Annotated in this window: 7 protein-coding genes; all 7 read left to right on the top strand. The window is 59.3% G+C overall.

The features are described 5' to 3' along the window. Positions 1 to 95: 95 nt before the first annotated feature. The 7 genes from AB5Y95_RS20340 to AB5Y95_RS20370 all read left to right on the top strand — a co-directional run bounded on the left by AB5Y95_RS20340 (position 96) and on the right by AB5Y95_RS20370 (position 20,137). Complete coding sequence (locus AB5Y95_RS20340; RefSeq protein ID WP_368161920.1) at positions 96 to 1,640, top strand: ShlB/FhaC/HecB family hemolysin secretion/activation protein; 1,545 nt, start codon at positions 96 to 98, stop codon at positions 1,638 to 1,640. A gap of 13 nt (positions 1,641 to 1,653) precedes the next feature. Next, positions 1,654 to 15,087 (top strand): hemagglutinin repeat-containing protein, encoded by a 13,434-nt coding sequence (locus AB5Y95_RS20345; RefSeq protein WP_368161921.1) that lies wholly within the window; start codon positions 1,654 to 1,656, stop codon positions 15,085 to 15,087. 3 nt (positions 15,088 to 15,090) lie between these two features. Further along, positions 15,091 to 15,540 (top strand): hypothetical protein, encoded by a 450-nt coding sequence (locus tag AB5Y95_RS20350; RefSeq protein ID WP_368161922.1) that lies wholly within the window; start codon positions 15,091 to 15,093, stop codon positions 15,538 to 15,540. 586 nt (positions 15,541 to 16,126) lie between these two features. After that, entirely contained in the window at positions 16,127 to 16,897 is a 771-nt protein-coding gene (locus tag AB5Y95_RS20355; RefSeq protein ID WP_368161923.1) for a LuxR family transcriptional regulator, read from the top strand. Between the two features lie 230 nt (positions 16,898 to 17,127). Further along, positions 17,128 to 17,646: a type VI secretion system effector Hcp1 gene (hcp1, locus tag AB5Y95_RS20360; RefSeq protein WP_010634822.1), complete on the top strand. Its 519-nt coding sequence runs from the start codon at positions 17,128 to 17,130 to the stop codon at positions 17,644 to 17,646. Between the two features lie 186 nt (positions 17,647 to 17,832). Further along, complete coding sequence (locus AB5Y95_RS20365; protein ID WP_126882392.1) at positions 17,833 to 18,081, top strand: hypothetical protein; 249 nt, start codon at positions 17,833 to 17,835, stop codon at positions 18,079 to 18,081. Between the two features lie 10 nt (positions 18,082 to 18,091). Beyond that, positions 18,092 to 20,137, top strand: coding sequence for a type VI secretion system tip protein VgrG (locus AB5Y95_RS20370; protein ID WP_368161924.1), 2,046 nt, complete (start codon positions 18,092 to 18,094; stop codon positions 20,135 to 20,137).

The raw sequence follows: 20,137 nt of genomic DNA on the forward strand, positions 1-20,137 counted from the left end.
CCGTCTCTTTTTTGCTATGCATCCAGTGCGCTAATGCCGCTGGAGCACAGTCCTCACCGCTGGATCAGAATGATGTCGAGCAGCGTCAGCGTAGCTTGCTGGAAGAGGCTGCGCGCCAGCGCGACGACGTCGCCCGGCAAACCCAGCTACCCGCCGCGCCAGCAACCCCCACTCCCGAAGCCGCAGGCCCCTGCTTTGTGGTGACTGACATCCGCTTCGAGGGCGCAGGCCAGCTTGATGCGGATGCACGCACCACGCTGACCCATCCGTTTTTACACACCTGTATGGGGTTGCCCCATATCAATGCCTTGATCCGCGATGTCAGCCAGTGGTACCTGGCACAGGGATTTATCACCAGCCGCGCGTTCCTGCCCGAGCAAGATCTGGCCAGCGGTACGCTGATGATTGCCGTGCTGGAAGGGCGAGTGGAGCGCATCGTTGTCGACGGTCAGCCTGACCGGATCACCCGTACCCTTTTTCCGGGTCTGGTGGGGGAGGTGCTCAATCTGCGGGATCTGGAGCAAGGGGTGGATCAGCTCTCCCGCCTGCGCACCCTCTCTTATCAACTGGACATTCAGCCGGGCACGGCGGCGGGCCAATCCATCGTCAACCTGAAAGGGTCGCGCAGACTTCCCTTGCAGGGCAGCCTCGAGTTTGACAACAGCGGACAGCAGAGCACGGGAGAAGAGCAGGGACGGATGTCGCTGAGTGCTGACAACCTGTGGTCACTGGCCGAGCAGTGGAACCTGGGAGGTTCACGCAGCACGGATGGGCGGGCTGCCCATGATGCGACCAGCTGGCAGGCCGGTTTGAGCCTGCCGTATGGCTATTGGCTGTTTGATGCCGGCTATCAGTACAGCGACTATCGCAACGATCTGCTGTCGCGTGGCTATGTGTATGACAGTCGCGGCAACACACGCACCAGCACCGGTACGCTGTCACGCACCCTCTATCGCGATGGTCAGAGCAAGGTGTCCGCCGTGCTGGGGATCACCCACCGGCAAAGCCGCAACTTCATCATGGAGCAGTTGCTGGAGAGCAGCAGCTACCGCCTCTCTTCACTGCGCAGCGGGCTCAACCTGGCGACCCGGGTCGATCATCATTTCTTCACGCTCAATCCGACGCTCACTCTGGGAACGGACTGGTTTGGTGCCGACAGTGACCGCGGCCGGCCGGTTGCTGCTCCCCGGGCCCAGTTTGAGAAGTGGGGGCTGTTTGGCAGTTACAGCACGGCCTGGCAGCAACTGGGCTGGCTCTCGACCTTCTATGGCCAATGGAGCCCTGACACGCTTTACAGCGTGGAGCGGGTCTCGTTGGGGGGGGATGCCTCGGTGCGGGGCTTTAAAGAGCAGAGCCTCAGTGGCGATGTCGGCGGCTACCTGCGCAACGAACTGAGCTGGCAGGCCCAGGTGCCAGCCTGGCTCGGCCAGTGGCGAGGGTGGCTGGCCCTCGACATGGGGCAAGCTGACCTTGGCAACCAAGGTGACCGCTGGCGCGGGATGGTGGGCACGGCCTTTGGCTGGGAGCAGCGCTATCGCCATGTGGCCGGCAACCTCAGCGTGGGGTTCCCGATCAGCGCCCCGGCCTGGCTCAATGCCGATCCCTATGTTGTGAACTACCGCCTGAGCATCAATTTTTAACGGAAACACAGTGATGTCGACACCCAAGTTGCCCCTGACCCTTCGCCTGCTTGCTTACCACCTGAGTGCATTGCTGGCCTTGCAGCCTGCACACCCTGCCTTCGCCGAGGGGATTGCGGTGGCAACGGGCAATACCACGCTCAATCAGGCGGGCAATGGCGTACCGGTTGTCGACATCGCAACGCCCAACGGGGCTGGGGTATCACACAACCTCTACCAGGATTTCAATGTGGCGCAACCTGGCGTCATCCTCAACAACGCCACAGGTCAGCTGACCCAGACCCAGCTCGGCGGGCTTATCCAGAACAACCCTCATCTCACCGGTACGCCGGCCAACGTCATCATCAACGAAGTGATCGGTGCCAATCCCTCTCATTTACAAGGCTATCTGGAGGTGGCGGGTCAACAGGCTGGCGTGGTAGTGGCCAACCCCAACGGCCTGACCTGTGATGGTTGTGGCTTTATCAATACCCCCAATGTCACGTTGTCCACTGGCAAGCCGGTGCTGGATGCCCATGGCCAGCTGCAACTGCTGGATGTGAAACAAGGGGCGTTGACGGTGGGGGGCAAGGGGTTGGATGGCAGCCGTCAGGCGTCGGTCGACCTGATTGCCCGCGCGGTGCAGCTCAACGGTGCCTTGCATGGCAAGGAAGTCAACGTGATCGCCGGGGCCAACACGGTCAACCGGCAGACGGGGGAGATCCGTGCTCAGCAAGGTGAGGGTGTGGTGCCGGAAGTAGCCATCGACACGGCTGCCATGGGGGGCATGTATGCCGGCAAGATCCGGCTGGTGTCGACCGAGCAAGGGGTAGGGGTCAACCTGGCCAATGCGGTGGCAACGCAGGGGGAGCTGACCCTGGATGCCAACGGCAAGATCCGGCTGCGTGACAGCAGCAGTGCCGGCAACCTGCAAGTCAGCAGCCAGGGTGAGTTGGCGGTGGCGGGGGCTATCCACAGCGGTGGTACAGCGAAGCTGGCCGCTGGCGGTGAGTTGACGGCGCAAGATGCCGATATCGCGGCAAAAGGCGATGCCACGTTGCAGGCACGCACACAGCAATTGCAGCGGAGCAAGGTCAGCAGCGGTGGCACCTTGGCGCTGCAGGCGAGCGATGCGTTGGTGGTGCGAGAAGGCGAGTTGCAGGGTGAGAGGCTCCATGCCACGGCGCAACAGTTGGACACCCAGTCGGCACTGACGGCAAAGGACGTGACACTGCAGGCCGAACAGTTGCGTCAGGCGGGCCATGTGCAGGGCACCTCGGTGCGATTGGCGGCGGGTGCGCTACGCCATGAGGGCACGACTCAGGCAGCACAGAACCTGGCTATCGATGCGACGACGCTGGATAACCAGGGAACGTTGAAGAGCGGGCAAGTGATGAGCATCGCGCTCGGAGAGCGAGGCCATAACGCCGGTGAGCTAAGTGCAGGCGACAACCTGGCGATACGGGCTGGTACACGCTGGGAGCAGGGAGAGCAGGGCAAGAGCAACGCAGGTCAGCGCCTGCAACTGCAGGCGCAGCAGGTGAGCCTGGCGGGTGACGTAGGTGCCCCGACGCTAGATATCAACGGCAATGAGCTGACCGTAGCGGGCAAGGTGAAAGGTAACACGGTGCAGTTGCAGGCGGGTGTGCTGACCAACCGGGGCGAGGTGCAGGCGGGGCAGACCCTGAACTGGCAGGGTAGCCGACTGGCCAACAGCGGCACCCTGCAAGGGGACAAACAACTGGTGCTCAAGGGGGATGCCTTGCAGAACCAAGGCACCCTGGCGGGAGGCGACAGCCTGACGTTGCAGGCCGACACCCTCGACAACGAGGGGCGTATCGCCAGTCAGCTGGCGACGCTGACCGGTCGTCAGCTGCGCAGCAGCGGCACCTTGCTTGGGGTCTCCCGGCTGACTCTCAAAGGGGATGAGCTGGCCCTGACGGGGCAGCAGCTGACCGACGGTGAACTGGAGCTGGGCAGCCGATTGCTGCAGTTGAGCGGCCAAAGTCTGGTCGGTGGCCAGGCCAGGGTGACGGCCGAGACAGGCAACTTCGATGGCGCGCTGAAGGCACAGTCGCTGGTGCTGGCGGTCAAGGAGGCAACGAGCGAGGGCAAGCTGCACAGTCGGGAAGGTATTGCGTGGGAAGGGCAACGGCTTGCGACGGGGAGTGCGAGCGAGCTGCTGGCCAACCAGGGCGTGAGCCTGAGCGGCGACCAGCTGGCACTGGGTGGTACGGTTGGTGCGGGCCAGGATATGGCTATCAAGGGCAAGCAGGTGACGCAACATGGCCGGCTGATCAGCGGGCAGATCTTGAATATCGATACCGATGAGTTTCTGCTGGAGGGAGAGACAGAAGCTGCCGCGTTGAATGTTCACAGTAATGAGCTGACCGTAGCGGGCAAGGTGAAAGGCAACGCGGTGCAGTTGCAGGCGGGTGTGCTGACCAACCGGGGCGAGGTGCAGGCGGGGCAGACCCTGAACTGGCAGGGTAGCCGATTGGCCAACAGCGGTACCCTGCAAGGGGACAAACAACTGGTGCTCAAGGGGGATGCCTTGCAGAACCAGGGCACCCTGGCGGGGGGCGACAGCCTGACGTTGCAGGCCGACACCCTCGACAACGAGGGGCGCATCGCCAGTCAGTCGGCGACGCTGGTCGGTCGTCAGCTGCGCAGCAGCGGCACCTTGCTTGGGGTCTCCCGGCTGACTCTCAAAGGGGATGAGCTGGCCCTGACGGGGCAGCAGCTGACCGACGGTGAACTGGAGCTGGGCAGCCGATTGCTGCAGTTGAGCGGCAAAAGTCTGGTCGGTGGCCAGGCCAGGGTGACGGCCGAGACAGGTAACTTCGATGGCGCGCTGAAGGCGCAGTCGTTGGTGCTGGCAGTCAAGGAGGCGACGAGCGAGGGCAAGCTGCACAGCCGGGAAGGTATTGCATGGGAAGGGCAACGGCTTGCGATGGGGAGTGCGAGCGAGCTGCTGGCCAACCAGGGCGTGAGCCTGAGCGGTGACCAGCTGGTACTGGGTGGTACGGTTGGTGCGGGCCAGGATATGGTCATCAAGGGCAAGCGGGTGACACAACATGGTCAGCTTGCCAGTGGCCAGGTGATGAAGGTCGATGCCGATGAACTGGCGTTGGCCGGGCAGGTACAAGGGCGTGCAATTACCCTGACCAGTGAGCGTGCGACCCAGCAGGGGCGCATCCTGGCCAGCGATACGCTGAACTGGCACAGCAAGCAGCTGGATGGCAATGGCTGGCTGCAGGCCGGCCAGGCCCTGAATTTGAACGGAGAGCGGCTGACCCACAGCGGTACGGCTGTGACGGCAGGTAAGCTGGCGCTCACTTTTGCAGAGCTGAACAGCACGGGGGGCCTGTTTGCCAATGAGATGGCGGTGACGGGGTCCCGCCTGCTGTTGAAGGGGGCGCTGGAAAGCAAGTCATCCGCGCAGATAACGGCCGACGAGTTGCAACTGGGGGGGGAGCTGCGCACCGGGGCTGACCTGGCACTTGGAGCGACCTTGTTGACGCTGTCCGGAACTCAGCATGTTGGCGGCGACCTGCAACTGCAGGCCGAGCAGGCCGATGTGAGCGGAGAGCTGGAAGTCGGCAAGCTGCTCAAGCTGGATGCCAAGATGCTTGCCAGCAGTGGCAAGCTGCTGGCAAACCAGGCTGATATTGCGGCGGCCAACTGGCAACAGCGTGGCGAATTGACCACCGATAATGCGCTGGTCTGGCGTGGTGACAAGCTGACTCAAGAGGCTGGCGGCGCCCTGCGCGCCGGTGGCGTGCTGAACCTGAGCGGTGATGACATCACCCTGGCCGGGGATGTGGCAGCCAAAGGGGATGTGGCAGTGGTGGCCAATGCGTACCAGCAACAGGGGACCATGAATGCGGCCCAGGGGCTGCGTATCGATGCGACTAGGCTACAACTGGATGGCACTACCCAGGCGAAGACGGCGCAGCTGCATAGTCAAGTGGGAAGTAGCCGTGGCCAACATTTGATAGGCCAGCAGCTCAACTGGCAGAGCGACACCCTGACCAACCTGGGGTGGCTGCAAGCGGGAGAGAGTCTCGCGCTGACAGGGCGTGCGCTTGATAACGAAGGCACGGTCATCGCCGGTGGCGACCACCAGCTCAACGCCACGGAGCGCCTCACCAATCAGGGCAACCTGGCAGGCAAGACACTTTCTCTGACAACCAAAGCGTTGCAAAACGGCGGGCTGTTGCAGGGTAAGCAGGGTATTACGCTGCAGGCGGAAGAGGCCACCTTGACCGGGCGCTTGGTCAGTCAGGGGGCGGTCCAGCTGGGCGCAAAACTGCTGGCGCTGGGCGGCAATGCAAACATCGGTGGCGCCCTCACCCTGCAGGGGGATACGCAGCAGCTGGCCGGCGTCTGGCGGGTTGGCGGGTTGCTGCAAAGCACCGGTAAACAACTGACGTTGGCTGGTGACTGGCAGGCGGGTCAGTGGCAATTGCAGGCTGATGCGCTCACCAACAAGGGGCGACTGGCCAGCGAACAGGCGGCCAATTTTGAGGTGACGGAGTGGCACAACGAGCAGGGCGCGACCCTGGTTGCCGCGGGACCGTTGAACCTGACCGGCCAGCGCCTGCTGCAACAAGGGAGCTGGCTGGGTAATGGCAGCCAAACCCTGACGGTCGACGAGATAACCCAGCAAGGTCAGTGGCTGGGTGACGGTGCCTTGCAGGTGAAAGGGAGCAAGTTGGTCAACAGCGGCACCTTGCGGGCTGCCGGTCTTGACCTGACCGTGAATGAGCTTGAAAACCGAAGCCGGATGGAGAGCGGTGGTGAGCTTAACTGGCAGGGTGGACAGTGGCGCAATCTGGGCGCGCTGTTGGCAGGGCATGCCACGTTGACGGGCGATACCTTGCTCAACAGCGGGGATGTGGGTACCCGTCAACTGACCATGAAGGCGGCCACCCGTCTGGACAACCGCGGTGTATTGGTTGGCAAGGAGGGGATAAACCTGACGGCGGCGACCCTGGACTCGCAGGGTGACATGCTGAGCAATGGTTCCATGCAGTTGGGGGCCTCACTACTAAACCTGAATGGGTTGACCCAGGCCGACGGTGAGCTGGTTGTGACGGCGGAGCAGGCAACGTTGGCTGGCAACCTGGTAGCCGACCAACTGCAGTGGCGCGGCAAGACGCTGGTGATGTCTGGCACGGCGGCCGCGCGCGATACCACCTTGAATGGTGAACAAGTGATGTTGGATGGCACCCTCAAAGGGGACCATCAGCAGGTGACTGCGACCACTCTCACTACCGGTCAGCAGAGTCAATTGTTGGCCAAAGCAGGGCAACAGCTGACGGCTGGCCAGATGACGCTACAGGGCAGTGCGGTAGCGGGAGGGGCTCAGCGCATCGAAGCTACCCAGTTGTCACAACAGGGGGTATTGGCCAGCGGTGGCTCACTGTCACTGCAGGTCGCCGATACCCTGCGCAATGATGGCAAGGTGTCGGCGCAAGCGATAACGCTGACGGCGGCACACATCGACAACGGTGGTGCGCTGGTCAGCAAGGACGCACTGAACCTGAAGACTGGTACCCTGACTAACCGGGGCCACTGGCAATCGGACCAGGGCATCACTTTGACGGCCAACCGGCTGCTCAACAGCGGTCAGTGGGTTAGCGGCCTGGGTCAGACATTGACACTGGATGCACTGGATAACAGCGGAACGTTGCTTGCCGGCGCGGACCTCACCATCAACGTGCCCCAGCTGAGCAGCAGCGGCAAGCTGCTGGCCAATAAAGACCTTGTTCTGAACACCAACGAAGCCACGCTGGGCAGTGGCAGCACCACGGCCAGCAATGGCCAGTTGCAACTCCATGCGGGCACATTGACCAGCCAAGGGACGCTGTCATCGGCGGGGGATCTGAGCTGGCAAGGCGCGAATTTGGTACACAGCGGCAGTGCCGTGACCAATGGCGCGCTGACGCTTCGGGGTGAGTCCGTCACCCTGGACGGTGACCTGCAAGGGGAGCGGGTGTTGCTGGATACCGGCACACTCACCAGTCGCGGCAAGCTGACCAGCCGTGGCGACCTGGTGGTCAATGCCCGTGGTGCGGTGCAGCACCATGGCCAATTGCAAGGCAATCAGGTTGTGCTGCGCAGTGCCAGCTGGCAGGGAAGCGGTGGCGTCGGCAGTGGCGGCGCGCTTGAGCTGCGTACCGGCCAACTGCAACTGGCCGGCCCGTGGCGTATTCGTGGCGAGACAGACATTCAGGCCGACAGCATGACGCTGGGGGGCTCGCTGGTGAGTGGCGGCAACCTGACGCTTACCAGTCGGGGGGCATTGACCAGTCAGGCGGGCAGCCAACTGGTGTCGGGAGGAGCACTGTCGCTTGATGGCGCTACCCTGACGCAACAAGGGCTGTGGCAGTCGGCGCGTGGCATGAGCCTCAAGGGCTCGCGGTTCGAGCAGCAGGGTGACTTGCTGGCTGGCGGTGACCTGCTCTTGCGCAGCGGCTATTGGCAACAAGGTGGCAAGGCCCGGGCAAACGGGGGACTGAACGCCGAGCTGACCGAGGGGGCGACCCTGGCAGGGACTGTGCAGTCCGATGGCAATGCAACCCTCTCGGCGCCCGCGCTCACCCTCAAGGGGACCCTGGTCGCCAAAGGCAGCGTCGCGCTTAGTGCCAATACCCTGATAAGCCAGCTCGGCAACTTGCTGAGCGGCGGCGAACTGGCCATGAATGCCGCTCGCATTGAGCAGCAGGGCCGCGTTGAAACGACTCGCCTGCAAAGCGGCGGTGCGCTGCAAAATGATGGGGTGATGTTGGTTACGGGCCAGGGCAGCATCAGTGGTGCGCGGCTGGATAACCGGGGTACCCTGCAGGGGGATGGCCTCACCATCAGCAGTCGCCAGCTCGACAATCGTGGTGCCTTGCTGGGCAATACCCTGACACTGACCCATGACACCCTGGTCAACCGGGGGCGGGTACAGGGGGGGACGCTGAACCTGACGACCCAGCAGCTGGACAACGGCCAGGGGGCCGTTCTGCGCGGCCAGCATGTGGGGGACATCACTGCCACAACGCTGACCAACGCCGGTGAACTCTCCTCTGCCGGTCAACTTTTACTCAAGGGCAACCAGCTCGACAACCGTGGTCTCATCAGTGCCAATTTACTGGAGGCCTCGCCACTGGCGCGGCTGGCCAACAGCGGCACCCTGTTTGGGCAACAGCTGACCCTGCGCAGCAGCGAGCTGTATGCACCGGGCAAGATACTGGCGGGGCAGAAGGCGACGCTGGATGCGGGCCGGGTAACGGGTATCGGTGAATGGCTGTCGGGTGGTGACCTGGCACTCAAGACGGGGTCATCGCTGACCAGCCAGGGCACCCTCAGCGCCAAGGGTACGTTGGACCTGCAGGTGCAGGGGGACTGGCAACATCAGGGACAGTGGGGAGCAGGCCAGCGTTTCAATGCGGGCGTCACCGGTCAGCTTAATAACCGCGGTGCGTTGGTGAGCAATGGTGTCATGCAGTTGGGTGCTCAGCGGCTGGAGAACAGCGGTAGTGTGCAGAGTGGGCAAGGGCTGACGCTCAATACGCAGGGTGAGCTGCGCAACACCGGTACGCTAGCGAGCCAGGGTGACCTGGGGTGGCAAGGTGAGTCGCTGTTTAATGGCGGGACAGTATATAGCGGTGGCAGCCAAATGCTCACCGCAAATAGCAACCTGACCAACGAATATGGCACGCTGCTGGCGGAGCGGGGCGCGACTATCAAGGTGAATAATGGTCAGCTGGTGAATGCGTCTGGGACGATTGATGGAGGGAGTGGAGATATAAAAATATCTGCATTGGAACTAACTAATAAAAAAGCAGTATTTGAATATATCTCTGGAGAGAATGAGCGGATAGTTTTTAAACCGCATCCATACACTCAGGATGGTGTGCCTGGAGCGTTGGTACTTGTTCCTGACACTCCTCCTGATGGATATTTTGGTCGTACTGTTATGGCCAGTGAGGCCGAATACTATCAACTTAAAACGACATTAAGAAATAAAGATAAAATTGCAATATCCTTTGGCGATATTAATGAGCTTTATGTAGTCAATGAGGATGAAAATACAGGTGCGCTAAGGCTTTATATTACGAGGTCTCAATCTACTATAGTAAAAGACAGTTTAGCATCATCAATTAATTCTTCAGGGAAAATTGCGATTTATGCTGATATAGTAAACAATTTAAGTAGCTCCATATCTGCAGGTGGTGATTTAAACGTGTCCTCCAGTGCGTTAAATAATCATGGGTTTAGCTCTGGGGGACGATATGAATATGCTGAGTATGACAAGGAATCCCTTTCTGGGGGGGTGCTTGGTTCAATGGATTTATATATGTATATTCGGCATGGGAATGTCATAAACTCAGCTGAAATTAAAGGGGAAGATCGCAGTTCATATATTTCGGCCGGCGGCAACCTAACTGGTTCCGTTGTCGGTATGATCGATAATGTCACCATTAAAGCTCATGCCGGGCCGGTCAGTAGTACTACCCAACGCCCTTCCCTCTCTCTGCCGCAGGCTCAGGGTACGGGGGCTGCTCCCGGTTTACAGGGGGATGCCCAATACCTGGCCCAGCAGTTAAAACCGGTCGGTCCCGACAACGGGGTGCCCTTGCCGGACTTCCAGTTGCCCAGCGGCAATAAGGGGCTCTTTACCGTCAACGGCAATAGCGACAGTCCCTATCTGATCGAAGTAAACCCCTTGCTGGCCAATCTGGGTCAGGCCGGCAGCGGCATGCTGGATCGTATCGATGCTGCGCTCCAGCAGCAGTTGCAGGGCGCGGGACAACTCTCCTTTGATGCGGTCTCGGGCAATGGGGGCGTTGCCCAGGTGGCAGGTCAATATGCTGACTGGGCACTGCCGGGACGAGCAAGCAGCGGGGGCAACACCCCTGAGTTGCGGTCGTTAAGCGGTATGGCACTGTCAAACAGTAGCCATGTCGCCACATCAGGTCAGTGGCAACAGAGCCTGCAGCCTGATTTTCATGCAAATGGCTCCGGTCCGCACATAGTTGGCGGTACAACCAGTGCGGCAGGTCAGTGGCAACAGAGCCTGCAGCCGGGTTGGCAAGCCTCCGTGGTCACGGCCGTGGCGGTAACGGCGCCGGGCTCGGTGCAGACCGGCTTGCAAGCCGTGCCGGCGCTGGCGACCCAGCCGCAACTTGAAACCAGTCCGACCCTGACCCAGGTCAACCAGTTCCTCGGCTCTAGCTACTTCTTCTCGCAGATGAACTATGCGCCGGAGAAAGACATCAAGCTGCTGGGTGATGCCGCCTTCGATACCCGGGTCATCCGGGATGCGGTGTTGGCCCAGACCGGCCGCCGCTTTATCAATAACGAGATGGGATCGGATCTGGCGCAGATGCGCACGCTCATCGACAGCGCGGTGCAAAACCAGCGCGAGCTGGGACTGACCGCCGGGGTGGCGCTGAGCGCCGATCAGGTAGCGCAGCTGGGCCGCAGCATGGTGTGGTGGGAGCCGGTCTGGTATCAGGGCAAGATCGTGCTAGCGCCCAAGCTCTACCTGACCGAGGCCGACAAGCGCCACCTCTCTGGCAGCGTGATCACCGCCACCAACATCGATCTCACGGCCGGCGGCATCAATAACAGCGGCACCTTGCTGGCCGACGGCACCCTGTCGCTCAAGAGCGGCAGTACGTTGGTCAACCAGGGGCAGATCCAGGCGGGTGGGCGTCTTGAGCTGCTTGCCAAGGGGGATATTCTCAACCAGAACCTCATCAAAGGGGGTGACGTTGTCATTGCCTCGCGGGATGGCTCGGTACGCAATGAAACCCAGACGGCGCAGCGTCACGTAGATGTCAACGGCGTGCTGTCAAATGAGCTGACCGAGCAGACCCGTTTCAGCCGTACCGACGTGGGTGAGATTGCCCGTATCGAGTCGGCGGGCAACCTGCTGCTGCAGGCAGGGCAGGATATCTCGTTGTCGGCCAGCAATCTGCTGGCGGGGCTCGACATGTCGTTGTCGGCGGGGCGGGACATCAACATCGGCAGTGTCGAAGATCGCCGTAAATGGGAGGAAGGCAACAGCCGCTTCGCCCGGGTTGAGCAACTGATGAGCGGTCTTGAGGCGGGTCACTCCCTGAGTCTGTCAGCCGAGCGTGATATCACCATCTCAGCGTCTTCCCTGGCTGCCAAAGGGGACGCTTCCTTGACTGCCGGCAATGAGCTCATGCTCAAGACTGCCACTAATGATGCCAACCAATACACCACTCGTCGCAATGGGTATGACATCGTTCAGCAGCGTGAAGAGGTGGGGGCAAATCTGAGCGCCGATAACATTGCATTGCGTGCTGGCAGTGATCTGGCGATGCGTGCAGCCCATGTGCAGGCAGAAGGCGAGCTTGCCGTCACTGCCGGTCGAGACCTGCTGCTGGAAGCGGGTGATGCAATGGACTATCGCGAATCCTACACCAAGGAGAGCAAGAAGAAGGCACTCAGCAAGAAGACCACCACAAGCCACGACATTAGCGAACAGCACATGGCTCAGGCTACCGAGCTGGGTGGTCAGTATGTATTGCTCAAGGCTCAGCAGGATATGGCGGTCAAAGGCAGCAATGTGGTTGGGGATCTTGGCGCGACCCTGCTGGCTGGGCGCGACCTGAACATTGATACCGTCGATCTGCTCAATCGTGAGCTCCATTTCCGTGAAACCAAGCGCTCCGGCCTGATGGGCAGTGGTGGGATCGGCTTTACCATCGGCAAGCAGCAGCAAAGCAGTGACATGGCGGGCACTACGCAGATCAGAGAAGGATCCAGTGTTGGCAGTGTTCAGGGGGATGTCACTCTGCAGGCCGGCAACCGGCTGCAGATAAGCGCCAGCGATGTCATTGCAGGTAAGGATCTGCTGCTGGTAGGCAAAGATGTCGCCATCACCTCGGCTGAGCAGCAGATCACCCGTAAGGAGGAGTTCAAGAGCAAGAGTGGTGGGCTTACGGTAGCGTTGACCGGTGGCGCCGTCACTGCCTTGCAGAGCGCCTATGACACCGTCAAGACCAGCAAGGAGAGCAGCAACGATCGTCTGGTGGCGTTGCAGGGGGCCAAGGCGGCCATGAATGGTTATCAGGCCTGGCAGGGGATGCAGGCGATGGCGAATTCTGGTGGTGTGCCCGATCCCTCCTTTGTCGGGATCGCCATCTCGGTGGGCAATCAGCGCAGCCAATCCAACAGCCAGAGCAGCGAAACCAATGCACTGACCTCGGAGCTCAATGCCGGTGGTGATATCACCGTGCTGGCCAAGGGGGATGAGGCCAATGGCAGCGGCGACCTGATCGTCAGTGGCAGCAGCATCAAGGGGCAGAATGTGACGCTGGGCGCTGCACGTGACCTGGTGCTGCAATCGGCAGTCAACAGCAGTGACAGTAGCGGCAGCAATCACAGCAGTGGCTGGAATGCTGGTGTGAGCTTTGGATTTAGTCAGGGGAGTGCGGGGATCAGCATCTTCGCCAACATGAACGCCGCCAAAGGTAAAGAGAACGGGGATTCGGATCGCTATACCGAAACCAATATCACGGCCGGCGATATCCTGACCCTCAAGTCGGGACGGGATGCGACTTTGCTTGGTGCACAGGTGAGTGGAGACAAGGTAACGGCGGATATTGGCCGCAACCTGACCCTGACCAGCCAGCAAGATAACGATCACTACCAGAGCCAGCAGAGCAGCATTTCGGCGGGCGGCAGCTTTACCTTTGGTACCATGACTGCCTCTGGTTACGTCAATGCCAGCCGTCAGAAGATCAACAGTGACTTTGAGAGCGTGGTAGAGCAGACCGGCGTCTTTGCCGGCAAACAGGGTTTTGATATCCGGGTGGGCGAGCATACCCAGCTCAATGGCGCCGTGCTGGCGGGTAGCGAGGATGCCGGCAAGAACCATCTATCCACCGGTACGCTGGGGTGGAACGATCTGGTCAACCGTGCCGAGTACAAGGTTGAAAGCCAGAGTGTGGGGATCAGTGGCAGTGGTGATAGCACCAAGGGCTTCTCCAGCATTGCGGGTATGACTTCACTTGGTGGCAGCAACAGCAGCGGCAGCGCCAGCTCGACTACCTTCGCCTCAATCGGGGCAGGTGATATCGAGATCCGTAATACAGCCGGCCAGCAACAGGATCTGGTGAGTTTGCATCGTGATCCCACCCTGGCGGTCAACGGGCTTTCTCCCATTTTTGACAAGCAAAAAGAGCTGGAAAGGATGCAGGAGGCCCAGCTGATTGGTGAGGTCGGGCAGCAGGCGACCCAGATGGTGGTCAGCCACCATCTGGCTGAAGCCAATGAAAAGGCCAAGAATGATCCCGAGTACGCCAACAGCAAGGCGTATAAGGAGCTGCAGGAAAAATGGGGCGTGGGCAGCGACTTCCAGCGCGGGATGCAGGCAGCGACGGCGGCACTGCAAGGCTTGGCGGGGGGCGACCTGACCCAGGCTGCAGCCGGGGCCGCGGCCCCCTACCTGGCCCAGATGGTCAAGCAACAAACCGATGATGGTCCGTCCCGCGTGATGGCACACGCGTTGGTACAGGGGGCGCTGGCCGCTGCTCAGAACAAGAATGCCATGATCAGTGCCACCGGCGCCGCGACTGGTGAGTTGGCCGGCATGATGGCGACCGAGCTTTACCACAAAGACGCCAGCCAGCTGACAGAGGGGGAAAAGGAGACCGTCTCCACCTTGGCGACTTTGGCAGCTGGGTTGGCGGGTGGCCTGACCGGGGATAGCTCCACCGAGGTACTGGCTGGTGCCCAGACGGGCAAGACGGTGGTGGAGAACAATCTGTTGGCAATTCCGGCTCCTGTGCCCGCACCAGGCGTCCCCGTAGGTCCTGGCAATGAGGTAAAAGAGGATGCGGATAAGAAGATAGCCTCTGGGCTTCAAGGACTGCTGGATGATGCGTTAGATACTTTGGACAAAGCCACTCAATGCGCCTTTGGGCGTGCCTGTTCTTCTGATAGTAAATATATCCTTTCATCACAAGATGAATATGGGCCATCACACACCGGTAGCGATCACAACATTGAATCAGAGCCAACACACACTGGTGGAGATCTGCTGCCTGATCAAAAACCTATCCATACAGGTAATAATGATGGGAATGTTAAGCTCGGGGAAGGACACACGGGTAATACCAGTGATAGACCTGATGTAGGTAGTGGCACGACAATTACACCTGTACCTGATGAACCAAATAAAAATGATATTATTTATTTGGCTCTTAAAGGAAAAGAGGCCCAGGAGGCAGCTAAAGATCTAGGCTTTGATCGTAGAATCCCACCACAGAAAGCGCCATTTAACTCGCATGGCCAGCCTGTTTTTTTTGATGGGAAAAAGTATATTACACCTGATGTAGATAGCCACAACGTATCTAATGGCTGGAAGGTTTTCAATAGCAAAGGTAAGCGGATTGGAACCTACGATAGTGAACTTAATTGGGTTAAGGACTAAGTTATGTTTGGTATTTTCATAGAGAGTAAAGCAATAATTAATAATGGTGAGCAAGTTTTGCCCGCATCAATAATAATTGATGACTTCAAAGAATCCATGCACATTCCATTATCTTATTGGAATGTATCGGATTATAAAAAAAATTGGATTCTATCTCTTGAACAGGGGATATGTGATGGGAAACATGCTGCTTTGGTTGTATCAATGTACAGGCCAGAAGTAACAAACTTTGTTTTTGCATGGGTGTTGTATTTCGAGGGCAGTCAGGTTTTTGTACAGAATAACGTGATTTTCTTAGATAAATGCAATGAATTCTCGCCAGATAAAATTAATGATTTTATTGATGCTCGCACTACCTATGATGAAGATGGTATTAAAATATCTGAATGGAACACAGATATAGAGAATGTTATTTCATTTTTTGAGTGTCTGAAAGATGAAATGGACCAGTAGACTTGACTAGCAAAGGGTAATCGGGAATTTGTGAAAAAGGGGTTGGTTTGAGCATGCTTGCCAATCCCAATGTCGCCAAGGGTAAGAATCTGGGCAACATGGGGCGTTATACCAAATCACTATTACTACCGGGAATCCCCTGACCAGCCAGCAGGATAACGATCACTACCACTACCACTACCACTACCACTACCAGAGCCAGTAGAGCAATATCTCTGCTAGCATTGCTGCCTCTGGTTACGTCAATGCCAGCCGTCAGAAGATCAACAGTGACTGTGAACGTGTAGTTCAACAGACCGGCGTCTTGCCAGCCAGCAGAGTCTTGATATCTGGGGTAGCACACCCAACTGGCCGGTAGCGAGGGGGCAAGAACGGCCTTTCCACCGGTGCCTTAGGCTGGGACGCCACGATACTTCTGACTTTCTTGTAGTGTTTTATTACAAATTTTTCTCTTCGGTAGCATAAAGTGTGGGACAGTTCTGATTTTCCTATGTGCCGGGGTGTGTCATCTATTGACGCTTGTTAACATTCAGTATGTTTCCATGTTTGGCTAGCCTACCTTGTGCACAATCCCCATACCCCAGAAATGAATACCCTACACGCGCTGGAACTTATCGCCCAGTTCGAGACGGCGGCTGACGAGCGCACCATCGTGACCCTGCTGCGCGAACTGAGCGGCCGCATGGGATTCGACTATTTTCGCCTTGCCCTGATCTTCCCCAGCACCATCCAGCGTCCGGATGTCATCATCTTCAACGGCTGTCCGCAGGCCTGGGTGGATACCTACACCAGCAGCGGCTTCTTTGCCATCGATCCCATCGTCAAATGCGCCATGACCAGGAGCACCCCCATTCTGTGGGCCGATGTGGTGAACGATGAGGAGCATTGTGATGAGCAGGGCCGGGAGGTGATGCAGCTGGCCAGCGAGTACGGCATTGGCGACGGCATCACCCTGCCCTGGCACGGTGCCAACGGTCATGTCGGCCTGCTCTCTTTTATCACCAGTACGCCTCGTACCAGCCAGCAATGGCTCTCTGCGGTGCCCTTTATCAGCTGGCTCTCCATGCATATTTTCGAGGCGGTGGCCCGGGTCTGTCTGGCGGGGCAGTCACCGCACGATGCGTTGAGTTTGCGGGAGCTGGAGGTGTGTCGCTGGGCGGCGGAGGGCAAGCAGGTGAGCGATATTGCCCAGATCCTCGGGATCACGCCCCGTACCGTGACGTTTCATCTGAACAATGTGGTCAACAAGCTGGGGGCCAGCAGCAAGAGCCAGGCCATCTCATGGGCATTGAAACAGGGGATGGTCAGGTTGAACGTGGAGATGGCGCTGGTGGCCAATGTGGATGAGGAGCAGTGATTCTGTTTGTGGCAAGCAACTCGTTGCGTAGATGGCAAGATGTTCCACTGCATGTGCAAGAATTTATGGTGCAATAACCTGCTGGTTGCAACTTTTTGCGCCACGCATCAGGCCGGCTTGCTTGATTGTTAGTTAATGCTTTGAAAAATATGGATAAAAAAGAGTGGCATGGTCGCTGCTAACTGGTTAGGTCGAGTGTCATTACCGTTCAACCAATCAGGAGCAAACTCATGCCAACTCCATGTTATATCAGCATCGAAGGTAAAACCCAGGGCAATATCACCGCAGGTGCCTTCACTTCCGATTCCGTCGGCAACATCTTCGTGCAGGGCCACGAAGACGAGATGCTGGTACAAGAGTTCCAGCACGTCGTCACCGTACCGACCGATCCGCAATCCGGTCAGCCTGCTGGCCAGCGCGTCCACAAGCCGTTCAAGTTCACCGTTGCCCTGAACAAGGCCGTGCCGTTGATGTACAACTCCCTGGCCTCCGGCGAAATGCTGCCGAAAGTGACCCTGAAGTGGTACCGCACCTCCGTCGAGGGCAAGCAGGAGCACTTCTTCTCTACTGTGCTGACCGATGCCACCATCGTTGACATCGACTGCCAGATGCCGCACTGCCAGGATCCGGCGAAGTCTGACTTCACCCAGCTGATCCAGGTCTCTCTGGCCTATCGCAAGATTGACTGGGAGCACACCGTTGCCGGTACTTCCGGTGCTGATGACTGGCGCGCACCGATCGAGGCCTAATTCTCGATCTCTGATTGCCGTTATTCCTTGTAGTGCACCCCATGGCCTGGTGATGGCAGTGTCAGCCGTCATCAGGCCAGTGCAAGCTTTCTCCGACCCGTTCAGCTGGATGCGGTCGGAGCTTTTGTGTTTTGCCATATGGCTGCGAGCCGACCTTATTGCAAAGCACAACAGAGGCCAGTCGTCATGTGTTCCACCATTGCATCGTCCGGTGACATGCTCACCGATCAGGATGGGATTCCCCCATCGACAGTTGCCAGAATCGATGGCAAGCCGCTGGCCCCGTACGATAAATCGGACAATGCCCTCCATCCGCGCAGCAGCTCTGGTCGCCTGCGTACTTTACGGTGTGGCGGCCAACCCATCGCAGTGACCGGCACCGCCGTCGGCTGCGGCGGCGTGGTGATTGGCTCGGGCAGTGGACAGGCAGGTTAAGGAGCGCTTCATGGCAGACAGCACAGGATTACAATTTACCGTCAAGGTGGGGGCCCTGCCCGAGAGCACCTTCGTGGTGGCCGAGTTTGCGCTGGATGAAGCGCTGAACCAGCCGTTCAACCTGCGCCTTGAGCTGGCAAGCAGCCAGCCCGACATCGACTTTGGCACCGTGCTGGACCAGCCGTGCGAGCTGCTGGTGTGGTACCACGGCGAGCTGCAGCGGCGGGTGTGCGGGGTGGTCAGTGACTTTGCGCAAGGGGACAGCGGCTTTCGCCGCACCCGCTATCAGCTGCTGGTGCAGCCGGCGCTGTGGCGACTCTCTTTGCGCCAGAACTCCCGCATTTTTCAGGCGCAGAAGCCCGATGAAATCCTCTCTATCCTGTTGCAAGAGCACGGCATCACCGACTATGCCTTTGCGCTGAAAAACGAGCACGCCAAGCGCGAATATTGCGTGCAGTATCGGGAAACCGACCTCGACTTCGTGAACCGGCTCGCAGCCGAAGAGGGGATGTTCTACTTCCACGAGTTTGAAGCGGGCAAACACAGCATTGTGTTTGCCGATGACGCGGCGGCCCTGACCGCCGGCCCCGAGCTCTTCTTCAACCTCGGTAACCGTTCCCTCGAGCAAGGCCCCTATGTGCGACAGTTCCACTACCGTGAGGCGGTGCGCCCGTCGGATGTGGAGCTCAAAGACTACAGCTTCAAGACCCCGGCCTACGGTCTCTCCCACAAGAAGCAGGGCGCAGAGCTCGAACACCAGCGCGACACCTACCAGCACTTCGATTTCCCGGGCCGCTACAAAGCGGACCCGAGCGGCAAGGCCTTTGCCCAGCACCGGCTCGATGCGCTGCGCAACGATGCGGTAGCGGGCCAGGCTAAGTCCAACTGCGCGGCCTTGCAGCCGGGGCAGACGTTTTCACTCACCGAACACCCCAACGGCAGCCTTAACACCGATTGGCAAATCGTGCGCATCCAGCACACCGGCTTGCAACCGCAGGCACTGGAAGAGGAGGGGGGCAGCGGCCCCACCGTCTACCACAACGAGTTCGGGGTGGTGAAGGCGAGCACCACCTGGCGGGCGCGCATCGGCAGCCCAGAGGCCCCCCACAAGCCCATGGTGGATGGCCCGCAAATCGCCATGGTGGTGGGCCCCGACGGGGAAGAGATTTACTGCGACGAGCACGGCCGGGTCAAGCTGCAATTCCCGTGGGACCGCTACGGTTCGAGTAACGATCAGAGTTCCTGCTGGGTGCGAGTCTCCCAGGGCTGGGCCGGTGGTCAGTACGGCATGATGGCCATCCCGCGCATCGGCCACGAGGTCATTGTCTCGTTCCTGGAAGGGGACCCAGACCAGCCCATCGTGACCGGCCGAACCTTCCATGCCACCAACCGGCCGCCCTACGAGTTGCCGGCCAACAAGACCCGCACCGTGCTGCGCACCGAGACCCATCAGGGTGAGGGCTTCAACGAGCTACGTTTTGAAGACCAGGCTGGGCAGGAAGAGATTTACATCCACGGCCAGAAAGACCTGAACGTGTTGATAGAGAACGATGCGGCCTGGCATATCAAACACGACCAGCACACCGATATCGACAATGAACGGGTGACCCGCATCAAGGCCAATGACCACCTGACGGTGGAGGGCGAGAAGCGTGACCAGATAAAAGCCGACTACTCGCTGACGGTGGATGCCAGTTTGCACCAGAAGTTGGGGCAGTCCCTGCTGGTGGAGGCGGGGTCCGAGGTACATCACAAGGCGGGTATGAAGATCGTGATGGAAGCGGGGGCTGAGCTTACCCTCAAGGTGGGGGGGAGTTTTGTCAAAATCGATCCGAGTGGCGTCACTCTCTCAGGCGGCTCCATCAAGATGAACTCTGGCGGCAGCCCGGGCTCTGGCTCCGGTTGGGCCGGGCAGATGCCGATCCAGCCCGGTGCGGTTGAAGTGGTGGCGCCACCGCCTCCCATGGACCCCGCACGTCAGATTGCGACGCTCAAGTCTGCCGAACCTGTGTGCGAGATCTGTGAGCAACTGGCCAGACAGGAGGGTGGTGGCTGA

The organism is Aeromonas sp. R5-3, from assembly GCF_040908225.1.
GTDB classification, from domain to species: Bacteria; Pseudomonadota; Gammaproteobacteria; order Enterobacterales; family Aeromonadaceae; genus Aeromonas; species Aeromonas dhakensis.